This window comes from Bacillus sp. LNXM12-1 (genome assembly GCF_003004375.1).
GTDB lineage: Bacteria > Bacillota > Bacilli > Bacillales > Bacillaceae > Bacillus.
This window is the reverse complement of the sequence record NZ_PVWX01000001.1, coordinates 878962-899577: the sequence shown is the minus strand read 5'-3', so window position 1 is coordinate 899577 and position 20616 is coordinate 878962. Positions and strand designations below refer to the sequence as shown.

Sequence of the window (20616 nt, the reverse complement as noted above, 5' to 3'; positions counted from 1 at the left end):
TTGCTTGCTTACGACCTAAGGAAGCATTTCAGTACATACATTTCTAAGGAGGAATTTAACCATGGCTTTTAAACTTCCAGAATTACCATATGCTTACGATGCATTAGAACCACATATCGACAAGGAAACAATGACGATTCACCACACAAAACACCACAACACATACGTAACAAACTTAAACAAAGCAATCGAAGGTGTATCAGCTCTTGAAGATCAATCAATCGAAGAGCTAGTGGCTAACCTAAACTCTGTGCCTGAAAACATCCGTACAGCTGTACGTAACAATGGCGGAGGACATGCTAACCACTCATTATTCTGGACGCTTCTTTCACCAAACGGTGGCGGCGCACCAACTGGTGAACTTGCAGATGCAATCGAAAAAGAATTAGGCGGATTTGAAAAATTCAAATCTGATTTCGCTGCAGCAGCTGCAGGACGCTTTGGTTCTGGTTGGGCATGGCTTGTTGTGAACAATGGCAAACTTGAAATCACAAGCACGCCAAACCAAGATTCTCCTTTAACTGAAGGAAAAACACCAATTCTAGGACTTGACGTTTGGGAGCATGCTTACTACCTAAACTACCAAAACCGTCGTCCTGATTACATTTCAGCTTTCTGGAATGTTGTGAACTGGGATGAAGTGGCTCGCCTTTACAGCGAAGCTAAATAAATCATTTGATTTGAAAAGACCTGCTCTTTAGAGAAGCAGGTCTTTTTATATTTTCCCTCCTTTTTTTACATATCTGCCTTTTGATGAGACAGACTATTGTGTAGAAAAGGAGAATGAAATATATGAGCAGATTAAAGAAAATGTTCGGGGACATGGATGTTACAAGAGATTTAATGCTCCTCCTCACGATTGGCGGATTATACGCACTTGCCATTGCGCTTTCAAATACGTTTGTAAACGTGTATTTATGGAAACAGTCTGGGAAATTCACGGATCTTGCGATTTACAATCTGGCTATTGTTGTGCTTCAGCCCATTACATTTTTATTCGCAGGCCGGCTCGCTAAAAAAATAGACCGGGCGTTTGTCCTTCGTTTCGGCGTTATCTTTTTAGCCGCTTTTTACTTAATTGTCTTAATGGCAGGAGAGCAAGCGGCCGCGCGGCTTGTTTTATTAGGGAGTGTCCTTGGGATCGGCTATGGTTTTTACTGGCTTGCTTTTAACGTACTTACCTTTGAGATCACTGAGCCTGAAACAAGAGATTTCTTTAATGGGTTTCTCGGAGTGCTGTCATCTACTGCTGGCATGATCGGTCCTCTCATTGCGGGGATTGTCATTTCTCAATTAACGGATGATACAGGCTATACGGTGATTTTCACGTTATCGCTTTTTTTGTTTTCACTGGCGGTTGTGATGAGCTTTTTCCTCAAGAGAAGGCAGTCAAAAGGGAAATTTATCATCAAGCAAATATGGAAAGAACGCCATGCCGACGAGAATTGGCGTAAGATTACAACAGCTCACTTTTTTCAAGGGCTTCGTGAAGGGGTCTTTGTCTTCTTAATCAGTGTCTTTGTGTTTATCGCAACAAACAGTGAGCTTGCTCTCGGGACGTTTGGTTTAGTGAACTCCGGTGTTGCCTTTTTCGCTTATTTCTTCGCTACACGTTTGATTAAGAAAAAGTGGCGAAAGAAAGCCATTATGCTTGGCGGGCTGATTTTATACGGCGCCTTGTTCTTAATCGTCTTTCACTTGTCCTATGTATCACTTCTCATGTATGCGGTAGCCATTGCGATAGGATACCCGCTTCTGCTTGTTCCATATGTATCCTTAACATACGATGTCATCGGTCATGCAAGGTATGCAAGGAAAGCCCGAATTGAATATATTGTGGTCAGAGAGCTGTTTTTAAATGCTGGCCGTATTTGTTCCATTGTGTTGTTTCTTCTGTCTGTCACCTTACTAGGTGATGAGCTCGGAATTCCTGCTTCTCTTGTTGTGCTTGGAGCGGGACACACACTCATTTATTATTTTGTAAAAGATATTCATTTAAAAGAAAAAACAGCTGATATGAAAGAGACTGACGGTCAAAAGCCAGTTTCTCACACGAACCTTATTAAGGGAGAAAGGTAAAATTTCTTACCAATGGAACATCAAATTTCTAGATAAATAATAGAAAAACCGCTAAAATGATGATGGCACCTTTTATACACAAAAAGGGGTGCCATTTCTTTCTTGATAGAAAAGGTGATGTGATGAGAAACAAGAAAAACAAAAAAGACGCAAAGGAAGGGCGCAAAACACTTCCACTCCGGCTGAATTTACTATTTTTAGCTGCGTTTATTATTTTTACCGGTGTTGTTGTGAGACTCGGATTTGTACAAATTGTCAATGGAGAAGATTATAAAAAGCAGGCAGAAAAACAAGAAGATGTGAATGTCAGCTCATCTGCTCCGCGCGGAAAAATTTACGATCGAAACTATAATACGATTGTCAGCAATAAAGCGCTAAATGCCATTACATATACGAGAACCTCGACAACTTCACAAGAAGAGCGGCTCAAAGTGGCAACAAAATTAGCGGATATGATTCATGTGAGTACGAAAAAAATCACAGATCGTGACAAAAAAGATTTCTGGATCTTAACGCATCCGAATGAAGCGAAAAAGCTTGTTCAAAAGGAATCGGAATTAAAGGGTGACGATAAGGTCTCTGATGATAAACTATATGAGCTTCAACTAAAACGCATCACGGACAAGGAATTAAATCAACTGACGAAAAAAGACTTACAAGTGCTTGCCATTAAAAGACAAATGGATGCAGGCTATGCACTTACGCCTCAGTTTATTAAAAATGAAGATGTGAAGCCAAGCGAAATTGCTTACGTCTCTGAGCATTTGGACGAGCTGCCAGGTGTGGATGTCACGACAGACTGGTCACGCAGCTATCCGTATAAAGGACTGCTCCGCAGTATGCTCGGCAGTGTGTCCTCAAGTGATGAAGGACTTCCGCAGTCACTTCTTGAACATTATTTATCGCTCGGCTACAGCCGAAATGACCGTGTAGGAAAAAGCTATCTAGAATATCAATATGAAGATGTCCTGCAAGGCCAAAAGGAAAAAGAACAGAGCACAACCGATAAAGAGGGCAATGTGACAAGCTCTAAAGTGCTAACAGAAGGAAAGAGCGGGAAAGATCTTGTGCTCACCATTGATATTCAGCTGCAAAAAGCGGTTGAAAAAATCGTTGAAAAGAACTTGAGAAGTGCGAAACAAAGAGGCGGAACAGAGCTTCTTGATCGCGCGTTTGTTGTCATGATGGACCCGAGAAATGGAGAGGTTCTCTCAGTTGCGGGGAAACAGATTTCAAACAAAAACGGAAAATACAAATTTGATGACTACGCATTAGGAACGATGACATCATCTTATGCGATGGGCTCAGCTGTCAAAGGGGCAACTGTACTGACGGGATATAAAACAGGCGTGCTTCACATAGGAAGTACCCAGTACGATGAACCGCTATATATCGCGCAGTCACCGCCCAAGAAATCCTATCAAAATATGGGACTTATTAATGATTTAACGGCACTCGAGCGTTCATCTAACGTGTATATGTTTAAAACAGCGATTGCCGTTGGAAAAGGGGAGTATCGTAAGAACCAACCGCTCCCAATCGATCCGAAAGCTTTTGATACATTCCGCTATAATTTCAGTAAATTTGGTCTTGGGGTCAAAACAGGGATTGACCTGCCAAACGAAGCGACAGGCTACCGGGGAACGTCTACACAATCTGGTCTCCTGCTTGACTATGCAATTGGACAGTATGATACGTTTACACCGCTGCAAATGGCGCAATACGTTTCAACAGTTGCCAATGGCGGATATCGTTTACGTCCGCAGCTTGTTAAAGAAGTGAGAGAGCCAGATCCGCAGCGCGGCATTGGTGCTGTGACAGAATCCGTCAAACCGGACGTATTGAATAAGCTAGACATGACGAGTGATGAGATCAAGCGTGTTCAGCAAGGCTTCAAGCTTGTTATGCAGAACCCACGAGGGACAGCCTATTCGAACTTTGGCAACAAAAAATACAACCCGGCTGGCAAAACAGGGACCGCTCAATCATTCTATGACGGCCCAATTAAAAGCAAACGCGGCACACCGACGTATAACACCACTCTTGTTGCGTATGCGCCTGCTGATAATCCAGAAGTGGCCATTTCCGTCGTTGTACCGTGGGTGTATCAAGACTACAATCAGCGCTATCCAATTACAAATGATATCGGTGAACAAGTACTAGACAAGTACTTTGAGCTGAAATCAAAACAGGAAAGCAATGATACACAAGCGAAGAACAAAAATAAAATTGAAAATGAAGCAGAAACAAATGACTAGACCTTTTCTAGGTAAAAACGCTCACTTTTTGTGGGCGTTTTTTTACGTTTTCTTCAAATTATTCGAGATAAATTGACAAAATGCATAAAAAACATCGCAAGAATTCTACAAAACTTCGACATTTACAAAACCTTAACATTCCATTTAAACGAAATTAATAAAGAACCTTTAATGTATTACTCGTAGGACAAATTATTCAGGGGGTATTCTTGAAATGAAAAAGAACAAATTATGGCTGCTTACTTTCCTTACTATCGCATTGTTAGCATTCGTCACAGCATGCGGAAACAGCAGCTCAAGCGGAGATTCAAAAGACAGTAAAGGAAATGCTTCAAACAAAGATGAGGCATCAGGTTCCATTACCATCTCAGGATCATCTGCGATGCAGCCTTTAGTTCTTGCGGCAGCAGAAAAATTCATGGATAAACATCCAAAAGCCGATATTCAAGTGCAAGCCGGCGGTTCAGGAACTGGACTTTCTCAAGTGTCAGAAGGATCTGTACAAATTGGTAACTCAGATGTATTCGCAGAAGAGAAAGACGGAATCGACGCAAAAGCTTTAACAGACCACAAAGTAGCAGTTGTTGGAATGGCCGCAGCTGTAAACCCTGAAGTGGGTGTCAAAGACATCACAAAGGACGAATTGAAAAAAATCTTCACTGGTAAAATCAAAAACTGGAAAGAGCTTGGCGGGAAAGACCAAAAAATCACTCTTGTGAACAGACCTGACTCTTCAGGAACTCGTGCAACATTTGTGAAGTATGCACTTGATGGTGCAACACCTGCAGAAGGAATCACAGAAGATTCTTCAAACACAGTGAAAAAACTGATTGCTGAAACACCAGGTGCGATTGGATACCTAGCATTCTCTTATTTAACAGATGACAAAATTACACCGCTTAGCATTGATGGTGTGAAACCGGAAGAAAGCAATGTAGAAAGCGGTAAATATACAATTTGGGCATACGAGCACTCTTATACAAAAGGTGAGCCGGATGGTCTAGCAAAACAATTCTTAGATTACCTCATGAGTGATGAAGTACAAAAAGAAATCGTCAAAGACCAAGGCTACATCTCAGTTTCTAATATGAAAGTAGAAAGAGACGCAACAGGCAAACAAACAGATAAGTAAGAGGTCTTGAATTGCTGATGAAGGAAAAGTGGAGCTTTTCACTTTTCCTTTTATGACATTCATAGGAGTGTAGAAAAAGATGAAGCAGATAGAACATACAGAAGCGAGCGATCGACTGATCAGCTCGAAGAAAAATAGGCAAATGGATGAAGTAAGAGGAAGTATTTTGGTGAGATTCTGCGCATTCTTAATGATTGCTGTATCCATCGCCATCACCATCTTCCTTGGCATTAAGGGTTTACAATCTTTCATCGTAAATGGTGTAAGCCCAATTGAGTTCTTAACCAGTATCAATTGGAACCCAACAGCAGAAAACCCGCAGTACGGTGCATTTCCGTTTATCTTTGGATCAATCGCCGTCACGCTCCTATCGGCACTCATTGCAGCGCCGCTAGGCATCGCAGGCGCCATCTTTATGACAGAAATTGCACCTGCTTGGGGACGTAAAATCCTCCAGCCAGTCATTGAATTGCTTGTAGGGATTCCATCCGTTGTTTACGGATTCATAGGTCTTACAGTATTGGTGCCGTTTATCGGACATTTCAAGTCAAGCGGCTCAGGACATAGCGTGCTAGCAGGAACGATTGTCCTGTCTATTATGATCCTACCAACCGTTACATCCATTGCGACTGATGCAATGGCTTCACTACCAAAAAGTTTACGTGAGGGATCGTATGCACTAGGCGCAACAAGATGGCAAACGATTAGACGTGTGCTTGTCCCGGCAGCTCTGCCAACATTAATGACAGCGGTCGTGCTCGGCATGGCTAGAGCATTTGGAGAAGCTCTTGCTGTTCAAATGGTCATAGGAAACACACGTAATTTACCAGAGAGCATTATGGATACAGCTGGTACATTAACAACCATTATTACGTTAAACATGGGTCACACAACGTATGGAAGTGTTGAGAACAATACACTTTGGTCAATGGGACTTGTCCTTCTAGTTGTATCATTTATGTTCATACTCATTATCAGATACTTGTCGTCTAGGAGGAAGATTTAATGAATAGCAAAATGACCGATCGTTTTGCCACATTTATATTTGGATTATGTGCTGCCATTATTACGGCGATTCTCGTTGGTTTGTTTTCTTATATCATTTTCAACGGTGCAAAAGAATTAAATTTCGACTTTTTGACAACCCGCTCAAGTGCGATTGGCTCTGGCGGCGGCATCAGGGATCAGCTGTTTAACTCGTTTTATATTTTGTTTATTACGATGCTGATCACAGTCCCGCTTGGCGTCGGCGGGGGAGTGTATATGGCAGAGTATGCACCTCAAAACAAAGTCACAGATTTTATTCGTACATGTATTGAAGTGCTGTCTTCACTTCCGTCTATCGTCATTGGGATGTTTGGTTTACTCATGTTTGTGAATTTAACAGGCTGGGGCTATACGATCATTGGAGGAGCTCTTGCGCTCACTGTGTTTAACCTGCCGGTGATGGTCAGGGTGACAGAAGATGCGCTGCGCTCTGTACCGAAGGATCAAAAGGAAGCATCACTTGCGCTTGGTGTAACGAAGTGGCACACAGTCAAAACGGTCCTTATTCCAGGTGCGCTTCCGTCTATAATCACCGGTGCGATTTTAGCATCAGGAAGAGTCTTTGGTGAGGCGGCAGCTCTTCTTTTTACAGCAGGTCTCTCAACACCGCGCCTTGATTTCACAAACTGGAGTCCTTTTTCTGATACGTCACCGCTGAATGTTTTTAGACCGGCTGAAACATTAGCCGTTCATATATGGAACGTCAATACACAAGGAATCATTCCAGATGCAGAAGCCATTGCAAATGGTGCATCAGCCGTACTTGTGCTTTCAGTCTTATTGTTCAACTTAGCAGCTAGATGGCTTGGTTCATTTATTCATAAAAAGCTTACGTCAAAATAATGTGAGAGAGGTGTGAAGGGGATATGGTTCAAATGCTGGCAGAAAAAAAAGAAATTGCAGCGAAAAAGGCTCCACTTCAAGCGGAACAGATTTTACAGGTGCAGGATTTAAGCATTTATTATGGTGAAAAAAGAGCGGTCAATCACATTTCATTCGAGATCGAGAAGAATGCGATTACCGCATTAATCGGCCCATCTGGCTGCGGTAAGTCTACCTTTTTACGCAGCATTAACCGCATGAACGACTTAATTCCAGGTGCGAGAAGTGAAGGGGCGATCATGTACGAAGGGTTAAATATTTTGGATGACCGCATTAATGTGGTGAATTTAAGAAGAGAAATCGGCATGGTCTTCCAAAAGCCAAATCCATTTCCTAAATCGATCTACAATAACATCACCCATGCGTTAAAGTATGCCGGGGAAAAAAGAAAATCTGTGCTTGATGATGCGGTTGAGGAAAGCTTAACAAAGGCGGCGCTATGGGATGAGGTCAAAGATCGTTTGCACAGATCTGCTTTGTCATTGTCAGGCGGTCAGCAGCAGCGCCTTTGTATTGCACGTACACTTGCGATGAAACCTAGTGTTCTGCTATTAGATGAACCGGCTTCTGCCCTAGACCCCATCTCAAATGCGAAAATTGAAGAACTATTAGGGGAATTGAAAAATGATTATTCAATCGTCATTGTGACACACAACATGCAGCAAGCACTCCGTGTATCTGATCGTACGGCCTTTTTCTTAAACGGAGATCTAGTAGAATATGATGCCACAGAACGTATCTTTACACGTCCTGCGCAGCAAAAAACAGAAGACTATATCAATGGTCGATTTGGATAAGGCGGGTGGATTTTGATGAATGCAGTAGCAACTGAAACAGCAAAAAAAGAAGTGTTTCGTGTGAATGATATGAACCTTTGGTATGGACAGCATCATGCATTGAAGCATATTGACTTAGCGATTAGAGAGCATGAAGTCACAGCGATTATCGGCCCATCCGGCTGCGGAAAGTCAACGTTTATTAAAACGTTAAATCTTATGGTCAAAACAGTGCCAGGTGTGAAAATCACCGGGGATATGATGTATAACGGTGACAACATTTTAAAAGGCCGTGTCGATTTAGTGGAGCTGCGTAAAAATGTCGGGATGGTGTTTCAAAAAGGGAATCCATTCCCTCAGTCTATCTTTGATAATGTCGTATACGGACCAAGAATTCACGGAGTAAAGAGCAAGCAGCAATTGAAAGAAATCGCTGAAAAAGCGCTTCGAGATGTTGCCCTTTGGGATGAAGTGAAAGATCGATTAAGTGCGCCCGCTCTAGGTCTTTCTGGCGGTCAGCAGCAGCGTCTTTGTATCGCAAGAGCCATTGCCACAAGCCCAGACATCTTATTAATGGATGAACCAACATCAGCGCTTGATCCTGTCTCAACATTAAAGATTGAAGAATTGATTATGAAATTGAAAGAGAAATATACAATTGCCATTGTGACGCATAACATGCAGCAAGCGGCTAGGGTATCAGACCGAACGGCATTCTTCTTAATGGGGGAGCTTGTTGAGGTTAATGATACGAATGTGATGTTTTCTGAGCCAAACGATCAAAGAACGAATGATTATATATCTGGTCGATTTGGATAAGAAAAGCCCCCTGGAGGTCAGTGCCGCCAGGGGGCTTTTGTTGTTATTTTGTTAAGGCTTTGACAATCTGTTTGAACGTCATCCCTGTTTTTAAATTGAACTTGCCTGCACGAATTTCTTTATGGTAGCCGGCGTCAATTACGTAATCATTAAAATCTTTAGACGAGTTGATGATGCCGTCCTTTTCAAGCATGTCTGAAACATCACTTGTACTCATACCGTTTTTAATCACGAATTTGATCGATTTGCCTTTAGGCTTTTGTTTATCACTCTTAGAATCGCCGTCTTCATTTGCCTTCAGCGCTTTTTCTTTATAGTCAAGAAGCTGCTGGTACGTTTCACGGCTGACAGTGACTTCTTTTTTGGAGTCTAAATAGTTTTTCACGTCAGTGTCTGTTACTTTCTGTGCGAGGGTTTCTTTTGTTGTTGTATCAGCTGCTGCCTCGTCTTTCCCAGTGAGAAAAAAGACAATCGCAAGAACCCCAGTTGCAAGAATCATACCTGCTGCAAACGTTTGGATGCTTTTTTTCGTCATACAAGCACCCTCTCGTTGTCTTTAATGATCATGTTGACATCTTCTACAGATACATGCTCAGCGCGCGCAATGGCCTCAGGAGACATGCCATTTTGGTGCTTTGAAATGATCTGTCTTGCGATGGGTGGATCAATTTCTGAATGCTTGCGAACGACGATGTTTGTTTCAAGTAATTCTTCTTCAAGCACTTTCATTTTCTTTTTCAGTTTATAGATTTCTTGCATTGCAGATAGTTGAAGTGTTTCAAGTTCCTGCTCGACTTCTTTAATCGGCTCTCTTTGAAAATATGAGAATGCGATCAGTACAATACTGACAACAAGCAATCCGATAATTGCAATTTCCATGTTTCATCACCTTTTATTCATATTTTTATGCTGAAAGCCATAAAAGGCTTTCAAGATTGTTTCAGACAGTTTTCGACCCTTCTTTTTTATACCATAAAAAAGCTAGTTTCAAAAGGAATTGCTGAAGAAAATCACCTTTTTTTCATCTTTTTTCTTTTTATATGTAAAACGGGTATGAAACCTTGCTTCGCTGTCAAAATAAATGAAAGAGGCGCGGAGAAGAGGGGTCTCATGTATACAGTACGACAAAGGATAAGGTTTTATAGGGGAGCAGACGATTTTTCATGACATAACCATGCGATATGTAAGTGAATGCACTCAAAATGAAATTGGTGAAAAAACATTCTAGCATTCCTAAGCTAGAAGTGGTATTATAGTTAGGTCTGAATGTGAATTGATTTTAGTTTGGAGGGAAAAATATGCGCGTAAATATTACTCTAGCTTGCACTGAATGCGGTGAGCGTAACTATATTACTAAAAAGAATAAGCGAAACAATCCAGATCGCGTTGAATTCAAAAAGTATTGCTCACGTGATAAAAAACAAACTTTACATCGTGAAACAAAGTAAGCAGCAGGGAATTTTCCTGCTGTTTTTTTATGATGGGAGATGATCTTTATGAAAAAGGAGCTTCGCCTTCAAACATTAGCCAAGCTGGATCAGATAAGCGCTGAAGAGTTTGAGCGCAGCACGGCTTTACTTCATGAGTACTTATTGCAGCTGCCAGCATGGAAACAGGCGAAAACGATCGCTTTGACAATGTCTAGAGGAAAAGAGATACCGACAATGCCTCTGATTGAAAAAGCGTGGGAAGAAGGAAAAACAGTATGTATCCCTACCTGTTTTCCGAAAACAAAAGAGATGATGTTTTATGAATATACACCGCAAACAAAGATGACATCCAGCTACTTTGGGCTATTGGAACCAGACCCTCAAGTATCAACAGCTGTACATAAAGAAACCATTGATTTAATCATTGTGCCTGGGGTATGCTTCGATCAAAAAGGCTACCGGATTGGATTTGGGGGCGGCTATTATGACTGCTACTTAGCTGACTATCACGGTGTAACCATTGCACTTTGTCTGTCTTTACAGCAAATCAGTCATGTGCCGTCTGAAGCACACGACATACCGGTGTCTATGATTGTCAGTGAAAAAGGTATATTATATCAAAAGTAAAAGTCCGCTGATTGTCCAAAGAACGGGCTTTTTGTGTTGAGATCCTTTCATCAGAGTTGTAGTAACGGTAGGGTGAAACGCAATATGATTTCACATTGATCAACAAATCTGCATGTAGTGGCATTTTGCTAGGAGGTCCGTTTTGAAAAAATTTCGTGGAAAGAAAAGATACTTCCGTAATATGTGGGAGGAAGTGAATAATGACGTTTCTTATGATCAATCAGAGTGTGAAGAGGTCTATTATATTCAATCAAAAGAACAAGGGATTAGATTGTGAAAGCCGGCTAATGAAAAGAACCATTGTAAGCGATAAAAATGATCGTTCATGCATAAACAAATCCTATTTAAGCCACGATACGAACATAGGAGGGAATATGATGAATAAAATGATTTGGAGCATTGTGTTCACATTGTTTGCATTCGTTCTCGTGCAAAATCGTTATCGGCTGATGAATTTGATCTTAGGTCAAAATCAAGTGCGTCACTTTTTTATTAAGTGGCTGATGAAAATCCCATATTTTCGGACGAAATTTATTCGCCAAGCATTCTAATCCCGCAGAAGCCGGGATTTTTTTGTTCAGAAATGCGGATCAGAACGATTCTTGTTATAATAATGTAAAAAATGGAGCGCGAATGAATGAATGTCATAGATAGTCTATTTTGGCGAGTTGTTGATGAATTAAGACAAAAAGGGTACGAGATGATTCAAAGTCCGTATCCAGAAGATGAAATATTTTTTGAAGCACCACGAAACTCAGGGTATGATCTCATCCGTCTATATAGAAAAGATGTGAATTTTAGACAGGAGATCGTTCGAGATATCGAAGAGCAGACGTATCGGATGAATAAGCTGAGAGAGGCGATGCGTAAACGGTCTCTTCATCTCTTGCAGCTCCAATTTACAGCTGACAATCCTGTAGATGATTGGGAAGACTTAAACGGTCAGCCGCAAAAAAAACAAAAGGTGACGGTTACACCTGTATTACTGAACGCAGACACTCTTCAGCACGACGTAAACGAGCTGCAAAAATGGCTGAACACCTCGCTGACAGTGGATGTAGAAGAGGCGAAGAGAGACACAGCTGAGGATGTCATGCGGCTTAAAGTGAACGTACTTCAGGCATTTGATGATCAGGAAAAGCAGCGTGAACGAGAACGGGCCGTTTTTCAAAATGGCAGACCGATTTTCACCTACTTGCTCATCGCTGTTCAAGTGGTGATGTTTCTTTTGCTTGAACTATCTGGCGGAAGTACCAATACGGCAACTTTAACAGCGTTTGGTGCTAAAAATAATGGGCTGATCTTAGATGGAGAATGGTGGCGCCTCATTACACCAATGTTTTTGCACATTGGCTTGACGCACTTACTCTTTAATACATTTGCTCTTTGGTCTGTCGGAGCGGCTGTTGAGAGAATTTATGGCTCAGGGAGATTTTTGCTCATCTATTTCATTTCCGGCATTTTTGGCTCCATTGCGAGCTTTGTCTTTAATACGGCCATCGCAGCCGGTGCATCAGGTGCGATCTTTGGCTGCTTAGGTGCGCTATTATATTTAGCAATTTCTAACCGCAAGCTATTCTTTCGAACGATGGGGACAAATATTATTGTGATCATCCTTATCAATTTAGGGATAGGCTTCACCGTATCAGGTATTGATAACGCAGGGCACCTTGGCGGTCTGGTTGGCGGTTTTTTAGCCGCTTTAGCTGTCCGGCTCCCTAAACAGGTGCAGCCTGTCAAAATGTTTGTTGCTAGTGTTGTTTTGCTGTTGATTGGCAGTTTTGGACTGTATACAGGGTTTCATTCAGACGATCAAAAGGAAGCGGCGGCAGTAAGTGAGGCAGCAAGTCTATTTGATGAGAAGAACTATAACGAAGCAAGTAAACGGTTAGAGGAACATGTACACCAAAAGGATGCATCAGCTGATGCTCTCCATATATATGCACTATCTGAAGCGCAGCTCGGCCACCTTGACAAAGCGATTGAATTTTTACAAAAGTCGCTTAAAAAAGATCCTGATGATCCAAATAAACTGTATCATTTATCGTTGTTGTACGTAGAAAAAGGAGAGACAGCGAAAGCGGAGGATCTAATCGAGAAAGGGTTAGACCAAGATCCAAAAAATGATCAATTTTTAAAACTGAAACAATATATTGAAAGCACGCAAACACATTGAATGACTTGACTGAAAGCGCATTTATGAATACGCTTATCCTATCTGTTGATGAGAAGAAATGGTGGAAATAATGAAAACGTTATATGATGTACAGCAGCTGCTCATGAGATTTGGAAATTATGTGTATTTCGGAGATCGTGAAGTGGAATTAGAATTTATGGCAGATGAACTGAAGGAAATGTATACATCGGGCATTATTGACCGGACCGAATGGTCAAACGCAATGACTATTCTTCAAATGGAACTAGCCAAATTAAATCGAAAAACAATGTGAAGGTGGAGGGCATATGATAGGGGATTGGTTTGTAGGAGTTGATCTTGGCGGTACGACAATTAAGCTTGCGTTCATTAATCTATATGGTGAAATTCAGCATAAGTGGGAGATTCCTACGGATAAATCAGGGCAGACGATCACAGTCGATATTGCCAAATCAATTGACCACAAACTGGTCGAAATCAGTATGCCAAAATCAGCGCTTATTGGGATTGGAATGGGTGCACCTGGGCCTGTAGATAAAGTATCTGGGATTGTCTATAAAACAACGAATCTCGGCTGGACAAACTATCCACTCAAAGATCACCTGGAGGCAGAGACAGGACTTCCATCTGTCATAGAAAATGATGCGAATATTGCTGCACTCGGTGAAATGTGGAAGGGGGCAGGAGATGGCGCAAAAAATATCCTGATGGTCACACTTGGCACGGGTGTTGGCGGCGGTATTATTGTAAATGGTGAAGTTGTTCAAGGTGAGACTGGGGCTGGCGGAGAAATTGGCCATATTTGTGCCGTTCCATTCCAAGGAGCACCGTGTAACTGCGGAAGAACAGGCTGTATTGAAACCATTGCATCTGCGACTGGCATCGTTCGGCTTGCAAAGGATAAATTAGAAACGGAGCAGCATACATCTTCACTTGGCACGCTCACTTCGCTGTCTGCAAAGGATGTGTTTAGGGCCGCTGAAAGTGGAGATGATCTTGCCATACGTGTCGTAGAAGAAGTGACGACTCATCTTGGACTAGTCTTAGCGAATCTTGCCAGTGCGTTAAACCCAACAAAAATCGTCATTGGCGGCGGTGTTTCAAAAGCAGGGGAGCTTCTTCGCAGTAAAGTAGAGCGCGTTGTTAAACATCACGCATTTCCGCCTTGCGCTGATGATGTCGAAGTCGTGATTGCTTCACTCGGAAACGATGCAGGAGTCATCGGTGGTGCATGGATGGCAAAAAACAAATGGCTGTCTTAAACAAAAAAGTCATCATGATGTCATTTTTATTAAAAAAAGCCATAGATGGGCATGAAATGAAATGTTTAGCATATTCATAAGTTTGTCATGAGGAAAAAGACATTGATTTTCCAGCACATACAGGATAAGATATAGTTTAGTTATTTTTGAAGAAGCACCAATAATTAGGGTATTCCCTAACTTGAGTGCATGCTTAGAGCATAAGGAGGTTACAATGCGAAAGAAAAGATTAAAGGCGATTTCATTTTTACTGATTGCGACATTGTTAATGTGGGTCAAAACCTATGTTATCTATAAATCTAGCTTTAATATTAAAATAGAAAATTTCATGCAGGAGTTTATCCTGTTTATTAATCCGCTTAGCTTTCTCTTGTTTATCTTCGGTATCGGTTTATTTATGAAAGAAAAAAATCGCAATCGATATATCATCGTGATGAGTTTTATCCTGACATTCATTTTGTTAGCTAACATTGTGTTTTATCGATTCTATAGTGACTTTCTAACCATCCCCGTCCTATTTCAAACAAACAATATGGGTGACCTCGGGTCAAGTATTACCTCTTTAATTGAACCAGTCGATTTTCTGATGTTCGTTGATATTATGATTTTAATGTGGCTCTATAAAAAGCAGCCTTCCTTTAGAACGGATGTCACCATTTCACGAAAAGAACGAGCAGCTTATTATTTATTTGTGGCAGCCACTTTCTTCTTTAACCTTGGTTTGGCTGAAACAGAAAGACCAGAACTGCTCACTCGCTCATTTGACCGTGAGATGCTGGTGAAAAATATTAGCTTATATAATTTCCATATTTATGATGGAGTGTTGCAATCGAAGCAGTCTGCTCAACGAGCCCTTGCCGACAGCAATAGCTTAACGGAAATTGAAAACTATGTAAGCGCAAATCAAACCGACCGTAATGAAAAAACGTTTGGTCAAGCGAAAGGGCGAAATGTCATTCTTGTCTCCCTAGAGTCTACTCAGAGCTTTGTGGTCAATGAAAAATTAAATGGGAAAGAAATTACCCCATTTTTAAACAAACTAATCAAGAAAAGCTACAACTTTACTAATTTCTATCATCAAACAGGTCAAGGGAAAACATCGGACTCAGAGTTTATTGTTGATAACTCTCTCTATCCACTTGGAAGAGGGGCTGTGTTCTTCACAAACCCAAGCAATGAGTATACAGCCACACCTGAGTTGTTAAAGGATGAGGGGTATCACTCTTCTGTTATTCATGCGAATAACAAAAGTTTCTGGAATCGTGACCTGATCTACGATAGCTTTGGCTACGATAAGTTTTTTGATATTAAATCATTTGATGTGAATGAAGAGAACTCAGTTGGCTGGGGCTTGAAAGATGGTCCGTTCTTTGAACAGTCAGCGGAATTGATGAAATCGATCCCGCAGCCTTTCTATACGAGATTGATTACATTAACGAATCACTTTCCATTTGATCTAGATGAAGAAGATAAGCTCATTGATGAATATGATTCTAAGAGCAAAACGTTAAACAAGTTCTTTCCTACAGTGCGTTATCAAGATGAGGCGCTGAAGATTTTCTTTGAAAAGATGAAGGAAACAGGTTTGTACGAAAATTCCATCTTTGTTTTATATGGGGATCACTATGGAATTTCAGAAAACCATAACGAGGCAATGGGACAATTTTTAAATAAAGAGATTACGCCATTTGAAGAAGTGCAGCTTCAAAAAGTCCCGTTTGTTGTACACATTCCAGGGATCACAGATCAACATCCAAAAGAAATTGATACGGTAGGCGGTCAAGTCGATATCCGTCCAACTATACTCAATCTTTTAGGAATTGATACAAGTAAACAGATTCAATTTGGTCATGATCTTTTATCAAAAGATAAGAATGACTTTACCGTGCTTCGTGATGGCAGCTTTATTACGAAGGACAGTGTTTTCACAGATGGAGTTTGCTACAATAAAGAAACGGGTGAGCCAAGAGATGATGAGACCGTTTGTCAGTCTTATGAAGAGAAGGCAAAGCAAGAGCTCCAATTCTCTGATCAAATCATCTACGGTGATCTCCTTAGATTTTATGACCGGAACAGCCCGGACCATTCTCCATCCAAAAAAGAAGATGAAACGAAGCTGAAAAAGGCGTCCTAACATATGAGAAAACCTCTGCTATTTTTAGATGCAGAGGTTTTCTTTTTTTGTCTGCCGGCTCATATAGTATGAGAGGAGGGATGTAAATGAAGACAACGTCGTTTGGGAAAATTGAATGGCAGCTGGATGAAGCGGGAAAGGATAATGTGGCAAAACAGTTAGGGATAGGGAATGCGGCTTTTCATTTATCCAATCAAACAAGCACTGATCACCTTCTTTTACCGGGATATAGACTTCCGGAAGGCATCCATTCATTTTCTTCCATAGGTGAGCTGCAGAAATTTATTGCGCCTTACAGGCTGCAGCAATCCGATGATTGGATCAATGGAACCTTTGAATATGATAGTGCTCAATTAGAAGAAGAGCTGAGCCGCTTGAAAGCCGCATTTCCTTTTCTTCAAATCAGCATAATAGGTCATTCAGTGCTTGATACACCTATTTATGAAATCCGAACAGAGCCTGTTCAGCATTTACATTCTATTCATTTGAATGCCTCTTTTCATGCAAATGAATGGATCACGACGTCTGTTTTAATAAAATGGCTGAAATCGCTGTGTTTAGCCGCATCTGACCCGGTGCAAGCAAGACATCATGAAGCCGTTCATATTCTGCGAACCACAGCTCTCTCCATCGTGCCAATGGTGAATCCAGATGGCGTAGACCTCGTTCGGAATGGACCTGAGTCGCTAGGTCTCAGCAGTGAAGAATTCACACCGCTACATGGTGGATATGCTGATTATCAGGAGTGGAAAGCAAATATTCGAGGGGTGGATTTGAACAATCAATTTCCAGCTTATTGGGAGGTCGAATACTACCGTCATGAGCCTAAGGCACCGTCCAATCGGGGGTTTCCAGGGCGCGAGCCGTTAACAGAACCAGAAGCGAAAGCGATGGCAAATCTAGCGTTACGAAAACGCTTTGACCGGCTGATCGCTCTCCATACACAAGGAGAAGAGATATACTGGGGCTTTCTTGGCCACGAACCTGCCATCTCAAAAGAAACGGTCAAACGATTCGAGCAAGTAAGCGGCTATAAACCGGTTCGATATCTTGACAGCTATGCAGGCTATCGCGATTGGTTTATTTATCAATTTCACAATGAGGGCTATACAGTCGAGCTTGGTCTAGGAAAAAATCCTCTTTCCATGAATCAATTTGACACCATCTATGAGAAAACAAAGCGGCTGTTATGGGAAGCATGTAAGTGTTAAAAAGCACCTGTCAGGTGCTTTTTACATTTGAACGTGAATCAATTTCGTATTGTCAATAAAAATAATGTTAGAGCAATTGACGAAGGCCGCCTTGTGAGCTATTGTGAAAAGTACGGATGTAAAAAAAAGGATATGTTTTAGGGAGATGTCGAACATTGAGTGCTCAAAGCCTGTGGAAAAGGAATTTCACTTACTTATTTATTTCTAAAATGTGCAAAATAACAGCTGATAGTTTATCTTTCAACACCATCTTGTGGCTTTTAGTACTAGGCGGGAAAGGGGCAATTGGAACAGCTTTTTTTATTGCGGTCAGCTTTGTTCCGCAAGCCATTGTTGGGCCGCTGATTACCCCAATGATGAAGCCGCATCAATTGAAATTTTGGATGTGTTTTGCTGATTTAACAAGAGGAGCGATAATCCTTGTGATCGTGGTCAGTTACTTTTATGATTTCACGCCATTAGCACTTGTGATTGGCTGTATGCTGCTTCATTCGGCGACTGGTGGCTCCTACGAACCGGCGTCCGTATCAATTATTCCAAAGCTTGTCCATGAGGACCTCATACAAAAAGCGAATGCAACTATCCAATCAGCAAGTCATGTGGTCAGGCTTGTGACGGTAACGATTTGTGGTGTCATGATTGCGTTTGTAGGGGTAGGGTATACAATGCTTGTGATCATTCCTCTTTATCTCTTCTCCGCTTTATTGGTATTAATGATTACATATGAAACAGAAGTCATCATCGATAAAGCCAAAAAAGGGTTATCATACGGCAAAAGATTAATTCGGGGATTTTCACTTGTTAAAAGGCATCATATTTTGTTTCCATTGGCGATTTTTTGTGTCTGTTCAAACTTCGCTGCAGCACCATGGGAAGCATTGTCTGTTATTTATTTAACAGAGGATTTACATAGTGGACCAGTTATCTATTCATTTATTAAAGTCACAACGGCACTAGGTGCCTTCTTGATGGGGTTTGTTTTGACAAAGGTAAAAGTGAACCGGTATGGGCTGCTGTTTATAGGTGCCGGGATCGTTGATGGAATCTCGTTCTTCATCACAGGCATGAACGCATTTTTACCACTTGTGTTTATATCAGCCTTTGCTTTAGGGGCTGCCATCAGTGCAGTCAACGTGCCTGAACATACAATGATTCAATTGTCAGTAAAAGCAGAGGATCAGCCGCAGGTGTATGCGATTATCAACATGATCTCCTTCTTCATGATTCCGTTAGGCGCTCTCATTGGCGGCTATATGGCGACACTATTTGGGTCTGGGTATGTCATTGCGGCTGGCGGCATCATTGAAGCTGTGTCAGGGATATGCCTGCTTCTATTCACAAAGATTGGGAAGGTAGAGAGGGCGGATTTGACGATAGAACGAGACAAACCTTCTTTAAATGCAACGTGAGCATGGCATGATTGATTGTGAATAGGTTACAATGAGGACGAGAAAACATGAGGATTCAATGGAAAGGGGCAAGAAACATGGCCATAGCAGATGTGACCATCATTCCAATAGGTACTGAAACACCAAGTGTCAGTGCTTATGTAGCAGATGTACAAAGAATTTTAGAAGGCTTTCAAAAAGAAGGGAAAATTAATTATCAATTAACACCAATGAATACGTTAATTGAAGGTGAATTATCTGTTTTATTTGAAGTCATTCAGCGCATTCATGAAGCACCTTTTGAAAAGGGATTGCACCGCGTAGCGACCAATATCCGCATTGATGACAGGCGGGATCAAACCACAACGCTTACAAGTAAAATAGAAAGCGTGAATAAGCACTTGAATCAATAAAAAAAGCCTGCTATTTGCAGGCTTTTAATGTGCGGTTGGATAACCGCTATAGATGATGGTCATGACAGTAAACCATCCAAAAACCAAAAATGTCGCGCCAGCAAAAGCGATGGCAAGTACGTTCACTTTTTTAAGTGAGCGATAGATCCCGAGTGCAGCTAAAATCGTGACTAGACCAAAAATAATGACGAGCATCATGTGAAAGTCCCCCTTTGTCATCAATCCCCTTGATTTCCTTTCTTTTCATTTTAACCGTTTTCATAAAGCTTGTCGAGTAGATTCCAGTTGACGATTGTTTGAATTTTTATTGTGTAGCCTTCATAATAAAAAAGAATGAATAAAGTAGGTGATGAAAATGAATTGGAGAAGAATGCCACTAGGCTATGTACAAGCGAATGCGTATATTTGGAAAAATGAGCACGGAGAATGCTTAATCTTTGATCCAGGCGGTGAAGCACAAAAGCTGATTTCCTATATAAAAGAAAAACAGCTCACACCGCTTGCTGTCTTACTGACACATGCTCATTTTGATCATATCGGTGCGGCAGATGAGGTGCGTGCAGAGTGGGGAGTGCCACTCTATGTACACGAGAATGAAAAGGAATGGCTGACGAACGCTGAATTAAACGGTTCATCTCGATTGATTGGGAATGGAATTACGGTCAAAGAAGCAGAAAAATTAATTACGTCAGAAGGAACTCTTCAAATTGGATCGTTTACATTAGAGATGTTCCATACACCTGGGCATTCACCAGGCAGTGTGTCTTACTATTCGGCGGAAGAAGGATTTGTGATTTCTGGTGACACGTTATTCGAAGGTGGCATCGGGAGAACAGATTTAGTAGGGGGCAGTCAAGAAGTGCTGCTTCAATCGATTCATAACAAATTGTTGTCATTACCAGAATCAACTCTTGTTTTAAGTGGACATGGCGGTGAAACCACTGTACTCACAGAGCAGGAGCAAAATCCGTTTATCAATGGTTTTTCTCTTTAAACACAGGTA

Annotated in this window: 23 protein-coding genes; 20 read left to right on the top strand and 3 right to left on the bottom strand. The window is 41.3% G+C overall.

What is annotated here, in order from left to right:
- The first annotated feature begins 61 nt into the window (after positions 1-61).
- The 8 genes from sodA to pstB (C6Y07_RS04705) all read left to right on the top strand — a co-directional run bounded on the left by sodA (position 62) and on the right by pstB (C6Y07_RS04705) (position 8993).
- Entirely contained in the window at positions 62-670 is a 609-nt protein-coding gene (gene sodA / locus C6Y07_RS04740; RefSeq protein WP_007501264.1) for a superoxide dismutase SodA, read from the top strand.
- A 122-nt stretch (positions 671-792) separates the two neighbouring features.
- Positions 793-2079, top strand: coding sequence for an MFS transporter (locus C6Y07_RS04735; protein ID WP_060596680.1), 1287 nt, complete (start codon positions 793-795; stop codon positions 2077-2079).
- Between the two features lie 122 nt (positions 2080-2201).
- Positions 2202-4337: a peptidoglycan D,D-transpeptidase FtsI family protein gene (locus C6Y07_RS04730; protein WP_060596704.1), complete on the top strand. Its 2136-nt coding sequence runs from the start codon at positions 2202-2204 to the stop codon at positions 4335-4337.
- A gap of 214 nt (positions 4338-4551) precedes the next feature.
- Complete coding sequence (locus tag C6Y07_RS04725; RefSeq protein ID WP_034661310.1) at positions 4552-5469, top strand: phosphate ABC transporter substrate-binding protein; 918 nt, start codon at positions 4552-4554, stop codon at positions 5467-5469.
- Between the two features lie 79 nt (positions 5470-5548).
- A complete protein-coding gene (gene pstC / locus C6Y07_RS04720; RefSeq protein WP_060596681.1) occupies positions 5549-6475 on the top strand; it encodes a phosphate ABC transporter permease subunit PstC in 927 nt (308 codons plus the stop codon).
- On the top strand, positions 6475-7359 hold the full coding sequence (pstA, locus tag C6Y07_RS04715; RefSeq protein WP_003217489.1) for a phosphate ABC transporter permease PstA: 885 nt from the start codon (positions 6475-6477) through the stop codon (positions 7357-7359). The genes pstC and pstA overlap by 1 nt, the downstream gene beginning before the upstream one ends.
- 23 nt (positions 7360-7382) lie before the next feature.
- Entirely contained in the window at positions 7383-8195 is an 813-nt protein-coding gene (gene pstB, locus C6Y07_RS04710) for a phosphate ABC transporter ATP-binding protein PstB (protein ID WP_034661308.1), read from the top strand.
- 15 nt (positions 8196-8210) lie between these two features.
- Complete coding sequence (gene pstB, locus C6Y07_RS04705) at positions 8211-8993, top strand: phosphate ABC transporter ATP-binding protein PstB (protein ID WP_066030657.1); 783 nt, start codon at positions 8211-8213, stop codon at positions 8991-8993.
- 43 nt (positions 8994-9036) lie between these two features.
- Here the strand turns inward: pstB (C6Y07_RS04705) and C6Y07_RS04700 are convergent, their stop codons facing one another.
- Complete coding sequence (locus C6Y07_RS04700; protein WP_034661306.1) at positions 9037-9528, bottom strand: endolytic transglycosylase MltG; 492 nt, start codon at positions 9526-9528, stop codon at positions 9037-9039.
- Positions 9525-9872 carry a hypothetical protein gene (locus C6Y07_RS04695; protein ID WP_106156279.1) on the bottom strand — a complete coding sequence of 116 codons (348 nt, stop codon included), beginning with the start codon at positions 9870-9872 and terminating at the stop codon, positions 9525-9527. The genes C6Y07_RS04700 and C6Y07_RS04695 overlap by 4 nt, the downstream gene beginning before the upstream one ends.
- Positions 9873-10291: 419 nt before the next feature.
- Here C6Y07_RS04695 and rpmG point away from each other — a divergent pair, with 419 nt between their 5' ends.
- The 11 genes from rpmG (at position 10292) to C6Y07_RS04645 (ending at position 19613) form a co-directional block, all read left to right on the top strand.
- Complete coding sequence (gene rpmG / locus C6Y07_RS04685; protein WP_008360061.1) at positions 10292-10441, top strand: 50S ribosomal protein L33; 150 nt, start codon at positions 10292-10294, stop codon at positions 10439-10441.
- A 48-nt stretch (positions 10442-10489) separates the two neighbouring features.
- Entirely contained in the window at positions 10490-11050 is a 561-nt protein-coding gene (locus tag C6Y07_RS04680) for a 5-formyltetrahydrofolate cyclo-ligase (protein ID WP_106156277.1), read from the top strand.
- Positions 11051-11192: 142 nt separating this feature from the next.
- Complete coding sequence (locus tag C6Y07_RS19200; RefSeq protein WP_258182066.1) at positions 11193-11327, top strand: hypothetical protein; 135 nt, start codon at positions 11193-11195, stop codon at positions 11325-11327.
- Between the two features lie 100 nt (positions 11328-11427).
- On the top strand, positions 11428-11601 hold the full coding sequence (locus C6Y07_RS18845; protein ID WP_017367602.1) for a hypothetical protein: 174 nt from the start codon (positions 11428-11430) through the stop codon (positions 11599-11601).
- Between the two features lie 86 nt (positions 11602-11687).
- Positions 11688-13226, top strand: coding sequence for a rhomboid family protein (locus tag C6Y07_RS04675; protein WP_106156276.1), 1539 nt, complete (start codon positions 11688-11690; stop codon positions 13224-13226).
- Positions 13227-13296: 70 nt separating this feature from the next.
- The gene (locus tag C6Y07_RS04670) at positions 13297-13500 is read left to right on the top strand and encodes a YqgQ family protein (protein WP_008342322.1); all 204 of its coding nucleotides are present in this window, start codon (positions 13297-13299) and stop codon (positions 13498-13500) included.
- 13 nt (positions 13501-13513) lie between these two features.
- Positions 13514-14467, top strand: coding sequence for an ROK family glucokinase (locus C6Y07_RS04665; protein ID WP_106030992.1), 954 nt, complete (start codon positions 13514-13516; stop codon positions 14465-14467).
- 214 nt (positions 14468-14681) lie between these two features.
- Complete coding sequence (locus tag C6Y07_RS04660) at positions 14682-16601, top strand: LTA synthase family protein (RefSeq protein WP_106036863.1); 1920 nt, start codon at positions 14682-14684, stop codon at positions 16599-16601.
- Between the two features lie 86 nt (positions 16602-16687).
- On the top strand, positions 16688-17812 hold the full coding sequence (locus C6Y07_RS04655; protein ID WP_106036862.1) for a M14 family metallopeptidase: 1125 nt from the start codon (positions 16688-16690) through the stop codon (positions 17810-17812).
- 155 nt (positions 17813-17967) lie between these two features.
- Positions 17968-19221 (top strand): MFS transporter, encoded by a 1254-nt coding sequence (locus C6Y07_RS04650; RefSeq protein ID WP_060596687.1) that lies wholly within the window; start codon positions 17968-17970, stop codon positions 19219-19221.
- A gap of 77 nt (positions 19222-19298) precedes the next feature.
- On the top strand, positions 19299-19613 hold the full coding sequence (locus C6Y07_RS04645) for an MTH1187 family thiamine-binding protein (RefSeq protein ID WP_034662003.1): 315 nt from the start codon (positions 19299-19301) through the stop codon (positions 19611-19613).
- A gap of 24 nt (positions 19614-19637) precedes the next feature.
- Here the strand turns inward: C6Y07_RS04645 and C6Y07_RS04640 are convergent, their stop codons facing one another.
- Positions 19638-19811, bottom strand: a complete 174-nt coding sequence (locus C6Y07_RS04640; RefSeq protein ID WP_003217333.1) for a DUF2759 domain-containing protein — start codon at positions 19809-19811, stop codon at positions 19638-19640.
- 157 nt (positions 19812-19968) lie between these two features.
- Here C6Y07_RS04640 and C6Y07_RS04630 point away from each other — a divergent pair, with 157 nt between their 5' ends.
- On the top strand, positions 19969-20607 hold the full coding sequence (locus C6Y07_RS04630) for an MBL fold metallo-hydrolase (protein ID WP_106156274.1): 639 nt from the start codon (positions 19969-19971) through the stop codon (positions 20605-20607).
- Positions 20608-20616: the final 9 nt, after the last annotated feature.

Coding starts and splice junctions, on each gene's coding strand:
- sodA (WP_007501264.1), top strand. CDS start 62: ATGGCTTTTAAACTTCCAGAATTACCATATGCTTACGATGCATTAGAA.
- C6Y07_RS04725 (WP_034661310.1), top strand. CDS start 4,552: ATGAAAAAGAACAAATTATGGCTGCTTACTTTCCTTACTATCGCATTG.
- pstB (WP_066030657.1), top strand. CDS start 8,211: ATGAATGCAGTAGCAACTGAAACAGCAAAAAAAGAAGTGTTTCGTGTG.
- C6Y07_RS04660 (WP_106036863.1), top strand. CDS start 14,682: ATGCGAAAGAAAAGATTAAAGGCGATTTCATTTTTACTGATTGCGACA.
- C6Y07_RS04695 (WP_106156279.1), bottom strand. CDS start 9,872: ATGGAAATTGCAATTATCGGATTGCTTGTTGTCAGTATTGTACTGATC.
- pstC (WP_060596681.1), top strand. CDS start 5,549: ATGAAGCAGATAGAACATACAGAAGCGAGCGATCGACTGATCAGCTCG.
- C6Y07_RS04640 (WP_003217333.1), bottom strand. CDS start 19,811: ATGATGCTCGTCATTATTTTTGGTCTAGTCACGATTTTAGCTGCACTC.
- C6Y07_RS04675 (WP_106156276.1), top strand. CDS start 11,688: ATGAATGTCATAGATAGTCTATTTTGGCGAGTTGTTGATGAATTAAGA.
- C6Y07_RS04680 (WP_106156277.1), top strand. CDS start 10,490: ATGAAAAAGGAGCTTCGCCTTCAAACATTAGCCAAGCTGGATCAGATA.
- C6Y07_RS04670 (WP_008342322.1), top strand. CDS start 13,297: ATGAAAACGTTATATGATGTACAGCAGCTGCTCATGAGATTTGGAAAT.
- C6Y07_RS04630 (WP_106156274.1), top strand. CDS start 19,969: ATGAATTGGAGAAGAATGCCACTAGGCTATGTACAAGCGAATGCGTAT.
- C6Y07_RS04645 (WP_034662003.1), top strand. CDS start 19,299: ATGGCCATAGCAGATGTGACCATCATTCCAATAGGTACTGAAACACCA.
- C6Y07_RS18845 (WP_017367602.1), top strand. CDS start 11,428: ATGAATAAAATGATTTGGAGCATTGTGTTCACATTGTTTGCATTCGTT.
- C6Y07_RS04730 (WP_060596704.1), top strand. CDS start 2,202: ATGAGAAACAAGAAAAACAAAAAAGACGCAAAGGAAGGGCGCAAAACA.
- pstB (WP_034661308.1), top strand. CDS start 7,383: ATGGTTCAAATGCTGGCAGAAAAAAAAGAAATTGCAGCGAAAAAGGCT.
- C6Y07_RS04735 (WP_060596680.1), top strand. CDS start 793: ATGAGCAGATTAAAGAAAATGTTCGGGGACATGGATGTTACAAGAGAT.
- C6Y07_RS04700 (WP_034661306.1), bottom strand. CDS start 9,528: ATGACGAAAAAAAGCATCCAAACGTTTGCAGCAGGTATGATTCTTGCA.
- C6Y07_RS04665 (WP_106030992.1), top strand. CDS start 13,514: ATGATAGGGGATTGGTTTGTAGGAGTTGATCTTGGCGGTACGACAATT.
- C6Y07_RS04655 (WP_106036862.1), top strand. CDS start 16,688: ATGAAGACAACGTCGTTTGGGAAAATTGAATGGCAGCTGGATGAAGCG.
- rpmG (WP_008360061.1), top strand. CDS start 10,292: ATGCGCGTAAATATTACTCTAGCTTGCACTGAATGCGGTGAGCGTAAC.
- pstA (WP_003217489.1), top strand. CDS start 6,475: ATGAATAGCAAAATGACCGATCGTTTTGCCACATTTATATTTGGATTA.